The sequence below is a fragment of the Sphingomonas mali NBRC 15500 genome (genome assembly GCF_001598415.1).
GTDB classification, from domain to species: Bacteria; Pseudomonadota; Alphaproteobacteria; order Sphingomonadales; family Sphingomonadaceae; genus Sphingomonas; species Sphingomonas mali.
In genome coordinates, this window is the sequence record NZ_BCYX01000045.1 from 20282 (window position 1) to 29018 (window position 8737).

At 63.5% G+C, this 8737-nt stretch carries 10 protein-coding genes; 5 read left to right on the plus strand and 5 right to left on the minus strand.

What is annotated here, in order from left to right; genetic code table 11:
- Positions 1-5 precede the first annotated feature (5 nt).
- Positions 6-1157 carry a tyrosine-type recombinase/integrase gene (locus SMA01S_RS20435; RefSeq protein WP_157094061.1) on the plus strand — a complete coding sequence of 384 codons (1152 nt, stop codon included), beginning with the start codon at positions 6-8 and terminating at the stop codon, positions 1155-1157.
- Here the strand turns inward: SMA01S_RS20435 and SMA01S_RS20440 are convergent.
- Together SMA01S_RS20440 and SMA01S_RS20445 are read right to left on the minus strand one after the other, a co-directional pair.
- Positions 1154-1543, minus strand: a complete 390-nt coding sequence (locus tag SMA01S_RS20440) for a hypothetical protein (RefSeq protein ID WP_066826804.1) — start codon at positions 1541-1543, stop codon at positions 1154-1156. The genes SMA01S_RS20435 and SMA01S_RS20440 overlap by 4 nt on opposite strands.
- Before the next feature lie 88 nt (positions 1544-1631).
- Positions 1632-1838, minus strand: coding sequence for a helix-turn-helix transcriptional regulator (locus SMA01S_RS20445; protein ID WP_066826806.1), 207 nt, complete (start codon positions 1836-1838; stop codon positions 1632-1634).
- Between the two features lie 514 nt (positions 1839-2352).
- On the opposite strand from SMA01S_RS20445, the gene SMA01S_RS20450 reads away from it, so the two are divergent.
- From SMA01S_RS20450 to SMA01S_RS20460, 3 genes are all read left to right on the plus strand, one after another.
- On the plus strand, positions 2353-3249 hold the full coding sequence (locus SMA01S_RS20450) for an ArdC family protein (RefSeq protein WP_066826808.1): 897 nt from the start codon (positions 2353-2355) through the stop codon (positions 3247-3249).
- Positions 3249-3521 (plus strand): sigma factor-like helix-turn-helix DNA-binding protein, encoded by a 273-nt coding sequence (locus SMA01S_RS20455; RefSeq protein ID WP_066826815.1) that lies wholly within the window; start codon positions 3249-3251, stop codon positions 3519-3521. The genes SMA01S_RS20450 and SMA01S_RS20455 overlap by 1 nt, the downstream gene beginning before the upstream one ends.
- Before the next feature lie 71 nt (positions 3522-3592).
- Positions 3593-4495: a HEPN domain-containing protein gene (locus tag SMA01S_RS20460; protein WP_066826816.1), complete on the plus strand. Its 903-nt coding sequence runs from the start codon at positions 3593-3595 to the stop codon at positions 4493-4495.
- Positions 4496-4516: 21 nt separating this feature from the next.
- Here SMA01S_RS20460 and SMA01S_RS20465 read toward each other — a convergent pair whose 3' ends face one another.
- From SMA01S_RS20465 to SMA01S_RS20475, 3 genes are all read right to left on the minus strand, one after another.
- Positions 4517-5059 carry a Ros/MucR family transcriptional regulator gene (locus tag SMA01S_RS20465; protein WP_439654320.1) on the minus strand — a complete coding sequence of 181 codons (543 nt, stop codon included), beginning with the start codon at positions 5057-5059 and terminating at the stop codon, positions 4517-4519.
- 75 nt (positions 5060-5134) lie between these two features.
- Positions 5135-5350 carry a conjugal transfer protein TraD gene (locus tag SMA01S_RS20470; protein ID WP_245649352.1) on the minus strand — a complete coding sequence of 72 codons (216 nt, stop codon included), beginning with the start codon at positions 5348-5350 and terminating at the stop codon, positions 5135-5137.
- Between the two features lie 13 nt (positions 5351-5363).
- Positions 5364-5864: a conjugal transfer protein TraD gene (locus SMA01S_RS20475; protein ID WP_439654321.1), complete on the minus strand. Its 501-nt coding sequence runs from the start codon at positions 5862-5864 to the stop codon at positions 5364-5366.
- Between SMA01S_RS20475 and traA the strand changes: the two genes are divergently transcribed.
- Entirely contained in the window at positions 5863-8676 is a 2814-nt protein-coding gene (traA, locus tag SMA01S_RS20480; RefSeq protein ID WP_066826819.1) for a Ti-type conjugative transfer relaxase TraA, read from the plus strand. The two genes, SMA01S_RS20475 and traA, sit on opposite strands and share 2 nt — an antisense overlap.
- Positions 8677-8737 lie beyond the last annotated feature (61 nt).

Below are 8737 nucleotides of genomic sequence, written 5' to 3' on the forward strand. Positions count from 1 at the left end.
AACCAGTGGGAAGATTGACTTCTGTCAGCGTCAGAAATGCCAAAGCAGGTCGGCACGGAGATGGCAATGGATTGTACCTTCTCGTCAAGGAGTCGGGCGCGCGATCGTGGATGTTGCGTGTCCAGCGCTACGGCAAGCGAAGGGACATTGGCCTCGGTTCGATCGCCGCACTAAACCTTGCTGAGGCTCGCGAGAAGGCAGCCGAGCTGCGCAAGCACGCGCTCAATGGTCGCGATCCCATTGCCGAACGTGACCGCGACCGTGGCCCCATCCCTACCTTCAAGGAAGCTGCAAGAGCTGCCCACCATGATCTGAAGTCCGGGTGGGCGCCAAAACATGCGGCGGCGTTTCTGTCTACACTCGAAGACCACGCTTTTCCCGCGCTTGGAAACCGACGTGTGGATACGATCGATGCCGCCGCCATACGCGATATGCTCGTCCCGATCTGGAACCAGATACCATCGACCGCTCGAAAGGTGCGACAGCGCGTCGGCATGGTCCTCAATTTTGCGCAGTCGAAAGGTTGGCGTGAACATGAAGCGCCGATGAAATCGGTTGCTTTGGGGCTCGCTCGACAGACCGCCAGGGGCAACTTTGCCGCGATGCCTTACGCTGAGGTTCCAGCGTTTGTCGCCGACATTAGGGGCAAGTCGGCGACGACCGGACGCGATGCTCTGCTGTTTCTCATCTTCACGGCAGCCAGGTCGGGAGAAGTGCGGAAGGCACGTTGGTCCCATATAGATTTTGCGACGCTGACCTGGAACCGACCAGCCGAACTCATGAAGAATCGGATTGCCCACGCGGTCACACTAAATAGGCTGGCGGTTGCTCTCCTACGTCGTCGTTTCGCCGAGGCTTCGCCCCGCCCGGACGATCTCATTTTTCCGGCCCGAGACGGCAAGCCGCTATGTGACATGACGATCACGAAAGTGCTCAAGGACGGAAAAATCCCATACACCGTGCATGGCTTCCGCAGCTCATTCCGAGATTGGGCGGCGGAAAAGATGCCCGCTATCCCCGACCCTGTTGCTGAGGCGGCGCTGGCCCATCTCGTCTCCGACAAAGTGATCGCCGCCTATAAGCGAACGTCCTTCGTGGCGATGCGGCGCGAACTCCTGGATGCGTGGTCCGACGCCTTGGTCACGTCATACATCTAGGCGTCCGGTTCGAACAGCCAGGCCATCGCCTCGGCGCGGTCGTCGAACACGCCATAGCCGGGAGCGATGCGGCGCGTCTGAAGCTTCGAGAGCGTGCTCGACACGAGCACCGCGATGCGGCGCGACCCGATCGACTTGTCCGCGGCCATGCCGGCGAGGTGCGTGGACACGTCCTGCGCCTGGACGGCATAACCGGTCGAATCGAACAGGGTGTTCTGCTCGCCGATCGGGCATCCTCCCCTGGGCAGGGCGGGCAACAGGCGGCGAAGTTCGCGGTCGAAGCGCGCGGCTGTGGCCGCGTCCCACAGGCCGAGCAGGCATATCTCGACATATTTGCGCGGCGGGTCGATCCGGATCGTGAAGGACGGGTCTGTGACCTGAGCCATGCAAATTCCCTAGCATGGGCCGCCCTAATCCTTGCTTACGCGATAATACGGATCGGCCCTGGCGGGCGCGGCCATCTGCGCGGCCGGACTACCGGCCGGCCTCGGCAGAGTAAAACATCGGGTTGCTCATCCAGGCGTTCACCGCTGACTCTCGCCAGCCAGCGCAGCGAGTACTGATCTGCACGTTCTTCGGGAAAGTGCCGTTCTGCATCTTTCGATACATCGTCGAGCGGCTGAGTCCGGTGCGTAGGAGGACGGTCTTCAGGCGGAGAATGCGGTCGGGAGTGTCGGTCATGGCATGATCCTGTCTGCGTTGCTTTGGCGCCCCGCGAACAGGATTGAGATTGTGGGGGCGCGCGCAAGGGGGCGGGTCCGAGTTGCACCGCATAGCGCCCCACAGCGCCTAAAAAGATACTCTGGCGTAGCGGCGTTTTTTGACGTCGGAATCCCAGGGCGTCTCACGCCTTCGGCATGACCGCGCTCTACGCCGCTTGCGCGTCGCCGAGTCGCCGTTCCGGCGTCTCGGTCCGTTCGGATAACGATCGCATGACGTTCGACGGAGCTTCGCTCCGGTCTGCGGACATCGCGCCAGCGCGATGGCGTTGTGCCTCCGGCACACGAACTGGCGGGGTGGGCGTCGCTTCCCTGTAATCCCGCCGCGGCGTGCCGCAACTCCGGCTGCGCCGGGGTCCTCCCCTTCGTTCCGGTCCTCCGGATGCGGCCCGCCTTGATCGGCGGGACTGCCGGTCCGCTCCTGCCGCCCACCCCGCCACTCCGGCGCCGGTTGCGGTGGTTTGGGAGTAAGGAAGATGGACAACAGGACCAAGACCAACCGGCAGACCCTCTATGCCGAGGTGACATCGCGCGTGATCGCCGAGCTGGAAGCTGGGCGGCTGCCCTGGGTGCAGCCCTGGGACAGCGCGGCGTGCGGTTGCACCATGCCACACAACGCCGGAACCGGGCGGCGTTACTCTGGGGTCAACGTGCTGATCCTGTGGGCGGCGGTGATCGAGGGCGGGTATTCATCGCAGCGCTGGCTGACCTACCGGCAGGCGCAGGTGGCGGGCGGCAATGTCCGGCGTGGCGAGCGCGGGACGGTCGTCTGTTACGCCGATCGCTTCACACCGAAAGACGAGGAGGCGCGGGCGCAAGACGAGGATCGCGACGCGCGGCAGATTGCGTTCCTCAAGCGGTTCACGGTGTTCAATGTCGACCAGTGCGAGGGGCTGCCCGAAGCGTTGACCAGCGCGCCCGACCTTCCGGCGGAAGTGGATATGATCCCGAGCGTGCAGGCGTTGATCCGAGCAAGCGGCGCGGACTTTCGGATCGGAGGCGGCGAAGCCTTCTATGCGCCCGGCGCCGACTTTGTCGCGGTGCCGCCACCAGCGGCGTTCGACGAGCGGATCAACTGGTATCGCACAGCCTTGCACGAGCTTGGCCATTGGACCGGGCATAGCAGCCGTCTCGATCGCAATCAGCGCGGTAAGTTCGGCAGCGCCGATTATGCGCGCGAGGAACTGGTCGCCGAAATGGCGAGCGCCTTTGCCTGCGCGTCGCTGTCGATCCAGCCGACCGTGCGGCACGCTGACTATATCGCGTCGTGGTTGGCGGTACTGCGCGAGGATGAGAAGGCGATTTTCCGCGCCGCGAGCGCTGCCAGCAAAGCAGCCGACTATCTGCTCGCCTTTGCACCGGAGGCGGTGTGATGCGCGAGGATTTGACCGACGCCGAGATGCTTGCTCGGCTGGAACGCGCGGTGCGTCGGATGCCGAGGCTCCAGCGCGAAATCTTCCTCGCAATCCGGCTCGACGACCTGAGCTATCCGGAGATTGCCGAGCGGACCGGGCTAAGCGCCAGGGAGGTGAAACGGCAGTTCGCCAACAGCTTGCTCTGCATTAACTATGCGCTCAACCAACCTGCGCGACAGCCGACCTGGAAGCGGCTGTTTCGATGGCTGAAGAAGTGGAAGTGTCGATGAGATGCAGACTGCCTGACCGCTTTGCCGGCGAGGCTGTCCGTACCGCGATCGTGCCGTTAGGATGAGCCGCAATGCGAACCGATCTCGATCATCTGCCCGACAGGAAACGCCGCGACCTCGAACGTATCGTGCAGATTCTGTTTGCCGAATTCGAGGACGCGACCGCGCTTGCCACCCAGAAATGGAAGAAGCAGGGCCGCATCCTCAAGGTGATCCTCTATGGCTCCTATGCGCGGGGCGATTGGGTCGAAGACCCGGTCGGCGGCTATTATTCCGACTATGACATCCTCGTCGTCGTCAACGACAAACGGCTGACCGATCCGGTCGAATATTGGGCCAAGGCCGACGACCATTTCCTGCGCGAGGTGACGATCTCGAAGCGCATCAGCGCACCGGTCACCTTCATCGTGCACAGCCTCAACGAAGTGAACGAGCATCTCAGTCATGGGAGGCCGTTCTTTATCGATGCCATCGAGCAAGGCATCGTGCTTTATGAGGCGGAAGGCTATCCGTTCGCGGCGCCTCGGCCCTTATCGAAACGGGCCGCCCAAGCCGAGGCGCAGAGGTATTTTGACGAGTGGTTTCCTTCGGCGACGAAGCGATTGCACATCGCCAAATTCGACATCGAGCAAGGCTATCTCAAGGACGCGGCGTTCGATCTCCATCAGGCCGCTGAACGCTTCTATCATTGCGTCCTGCTGACCCTCAGCCTCTACAGCCCGAAGTCGCACAAGCTGAACTTCCTGCGCAGCCAGGCCGAACCACTGGTGCTCGACCTGATCCAGGTCTGGCCGCGCGACACCAAGTTCGGCCGTCGCTGCTTCGAGCTGCTCCAACAGGCTTATGTGAACGCCCGCTACTCCCCTCACTACAAGATCACGCCGGAAGAGCTGGAATGGCTCGCCGAGCGGATCGAGCTTTTGCAGACCCTGGTGAAAGAGGCGTGCGAAAAACGGCTCGCGTCGCACGGCTAGGCCGCGCGACGCTCGCTAATTTCAGGCGGTCTTGGCTTTGCGCGGCGCGCGCTTAGCCGGCGCGGGCGCGGCGGCCGGTGCGCTGGCACGGGCAGCCCTGCCTTTCTGACCAAGGCCGATTTTGTTCGCCAGCGCCCGGCGCGTGGCCGAATAGTTCTCGGCAACCATCGGATAGTCAGCCTTGAGCTTGTAGCGCTCGCGATATTGCTCAGGCGTCAGGCCGTGGCCCGACAAATGCCGGCGCAATGTCTTGTAGGGCTTGCCGTCGATCAGCGAGATGATGTGATCCTTCGACGCGAGCGACTTGCGCACCGTGACGGCCGGCGTGAATTCTTCCACCGGCGCGGCTTCTTCTGCACCCTCGGGGCCCCCCGAAGATCCCGCCGCGAGGTCAGTCACGGTCGCGTGCATCGTGCGCAGGAATGCCGGCACGTCTTCGGCCGCGACCCGGTTGTTCTGGTTGCCGAGCCACGCGATCGTGAGTTCGGTCGCGAGTTCGACCGCGTTCAGGGAAGTTTCTTCTGACATGTGTAGTTCCTGCTGGTTTGAATGGCCGGCGAGCATTGGTGCTGCATTAGGCAAACACATCCATAATGGATGTTTCGGCCAAGTCGATGGCCAGCAGGTAAGGAGAACAGTTCAATCGACTTCACTATTCTCGAACATTCGCTTGCCGCGCCGCCGCCAAAGCAAGATGACCTGTTCGCGATTGTCGCTCCGAAGTTTTGCCGCGATCTCGCCAAGTGCCCCGAGGATCACCGCGCGATCGTCATCGGTCAGCTCGATCAGGCCCGCCTTGGCGACAAGCCCGCCAAGCTCGATCAATTGGCGCGTCCGTTCGCGGCGTTTTATCACCCAGGCTCTCTGGTCAGTTCTCGCGCGCTTCGATTCCAGGCGATGACGCAGCGCTATCACTCTTCGCAGTGCTGCCAGCGTCGCGGCGAGTGCGGTCCGCAGCGTTATCTGCCCTGCGCTGAAAGAAAGCGGCGCCGCGTTTGCGCCAACCCTCCTTGATCGCGGCGTCCTTGGTTTCGACCCCAGACAATAGCAGCCCCGCCAATTGCTCGACCGGGAACACATCGGCGCCGGTTGCGATCACCAGCTCGCCCAATTGATGAAGCTTGCGCTCCTTCAACTGCCTGGCCTTGTCGCCGAGCGCCTTTAGCTCAGCGTCGAAATCGCGGGGCTTGCGCATCGTCTGTCCTTCCGTTTCCGTGGATCGGACGGACGAGTTATCGCTGCGGTCGATCAGTCGCAATGCGCTGAAATGTCTTGGGATTACGCAGTCCCGAGATAGATGAAATCTTTCGAGGGCGCGCTTATACATCGTGCCGACGTGCTCGATTAGGAGTAATTGGACGATCGCCATGGCGATCTACCATTTCTCCGCGAAGGTCATCTCCCGCGCCAGCGGATCGTCGGCCCTTGCGGCTGCCGCCTACCGCTCGGCGTCGCGATTACACGACGAACGCCTCGACCGGCATCACGACTTCTCGAACAAGGCTGGTGTCGTTCATTCCGATGTGATGCTGCCGGACGGCGCGCCCGAGCACCTCGCCGACCGTGAAAAGCTGTGGAACGCGGTCGAGGCGACCGAGAAGCGGATCGATGCGCAGCTTGCCCGCGAGATCGAGTTCGCGATCCCTCGCGAGATGACGGAGGAACAGGGGATCGCGCTCGCTCGCGACTTTGCCCGCGAGGAGTTCGTCGACCGAGGCATGATCGCCGATCTCAATGTCCATTGGGACATCGGGGGGGACGGCATGCCCAAGCCGCACGCGCATGTGATGCTGACCATGCGCGAGGTCGGCGAGGATGGGTTCGGTGCCAAGAACCGCGACTGGAACCGCACCGACCTGTTGGAGAAATGGCGCGAACGCTGGAGCGAGCACGTCAACCAGCGGTTGGCCGAACTCGATATTGACGCGCGAATCGATCACCGGTCGCTTGAAGCCCAGGGCATCGACCTGGAGCCGCAACACAAGATCGGCCCGGCAGCATCACGGATGGCGGCGCAGGGCCTGGCATCCGAGCGGCTCGAAGAACACCACGCCATCGCTCGCGCCAATGGCGAGAGGATCATCGCCGATCCCAATATCGCGCTCGACGCGATCACGCGGCAGCAGGCGACGTTCACGCGTCGCGATCTCGCGATGTTCGTGCATCGCCACAGCGACGGGAAGGAGCAGTTCGACCGAGTGATGGGCGCGGTGCGCGCAGCGCCGGAGCTCGTCGCGCTTGGCAAGGATGGGCGCGGGGAAGAACGGTTCACCAGCCGCGACATGATCGAGACAGAGCGGCGGCTGGAGCGCGCCGCCGACCGCTTGGCCGAACGTGCGGGTCATGGTCTCCCGGCGGCCATGAAAGGGGGGATTATCGCGGCCGCCGGGAGTGGCAGCCTGCGTCTCGGTGAAGAGCAGCAGGCCGCGCTCGCGCACATAACCCGGCCGCGCGACCTGGCAATCGTCACCGGCTATGCCGGGACCGGCAAGTCAGCCATGCTGGGCATCGCGCGCGACGAATGGGAGCGCGCCGGCTATCGCGTCGTGGGTGCGGCGCTCTCGGGCATCGCGGCCGAGAATCTCGAAAGCGGATCGGGTATCGCGTCGCGCACGATCGCTAGCCTCGAACATCAATGGAGCAGCGGGCGAGAGTTGCTCAACGAGCGCTCGGTCCTGGTCATCGACGAGGCCGGGATGATCGGCACGCGCCAGATGGAGCGCGTCATCTCCGAAGCCGAAAAGCGCGGCGCGAAGGTCGTGCTGGTTGGCGACCCCGAGCAACTCCAGGCAATCGAGGCGGGAGCTGCGTTCCGCGCGCTTGCCGAGCGTCACGGGAGTGTTGAGATCACCCAGGTTCGCCGCCAGCGCGACGACTGGCAGCGCGATGCGACCCGCCATCTCGCGACCGGCCGGACGGCTGAGGCGATCGCCGCATATGACGACCGCGGGCAAGTCCACGCAGCTGATACTCGCGAGCAAGCGCGTGGCGATTTGATCGATCGCTGGGATCGCGATCGCGCTGCCTCACCGGGCGCGACACGCATCATCCTCACCCACACCAACGACGAGGTCGGCGCGCTCAATATCGCGGCGCGGGAGCGCCTCCGGTTGCGCCGCGCGCTTCGCGACGACGTAGCGATCCGCGTCGAGCGCGGCGAACGGAACTTCGCTCGCGGCGACCGCATCATGTTCCTCAGGAACGAATGCAGCCTTGGCGTGAAGAACGGTACGCTTGGAGAGGTACGCTCGGCCACGGCGACAAGGCTGGCGGTCCTGCTCGATGACGGTCGCTCGGTCGCATTCGACGTCAAGGATTATGCCGCCATCGATCACGGTTACGCTGCCACCGTGCATAAGGCGCAAGGGATGACGGTCGACCGCGTCCATGTGCTGGCGACGCCAGGTCTCGACCGTCACGCCGCCTATGTCGCGCTGTCGCGGCATCGCGAAAGCGTCGACCTCCATTATGGTTGTGATGACTTTGCCGACCGGGGCAGGCTGATCGCCACACTGTCACGTGAGCGCGGCAAGGACATGGCGTCGGATTATCTCGACCACCGGCCGCCCGCGCCGCTCAAACCACGCGATCTGCCGCGCTCGACGCTCGCCCGCACTGACCATGAAGAACGAAACATTCCGGCGCTATCGGACGCGGTCGCGCGTCATGGCAAGATCGTCAGGGCGATGCGGTTCGCCCGCTCAGTTGGCGATCCCTATTCCGCCGAACAGCGGAGTGAACTGGCGGCCAGCCGCACCGCGTTGAACAGTATCGTGCAGCACGGCGCGACCGACCTTGAAGCGGCATTCTCCGCCGACAAGCGACTAATCGGCGAAGCAGCGGCAGGACGGACGCAATCCGTGATCCGCGCCATGCAACTGGAGACCGAGATGCGCGGTGATCCCAACCTACGCGCAGACGTGTTCGTGCAGCGCTGGCAAGCGCTCGATCGCCAGCGGCGGTTGCTGATGCGCGATCGGGAAATGGGTAGGGCAGCGAAGATCGCGGACTCTATGGTCGGGATGGCTAAAAGCCTTGAACGCGACCCGCAGGTGGAATCGATCCTTCGCAATCGGCGTCAGGCGCTCGGCCTGCCGAGCGCGATCAAGCAAGGGGTGGGGAGAGAGCTTGCCGACATGATGGCGCGAACGCGATCGCGCGGTTTGGATATCGGTATCTGATCCGGCCGACGGCAGAAAAGCGCCCCTCAAATCGGACGTTCGAGCCCAGCCCGCTCTCATG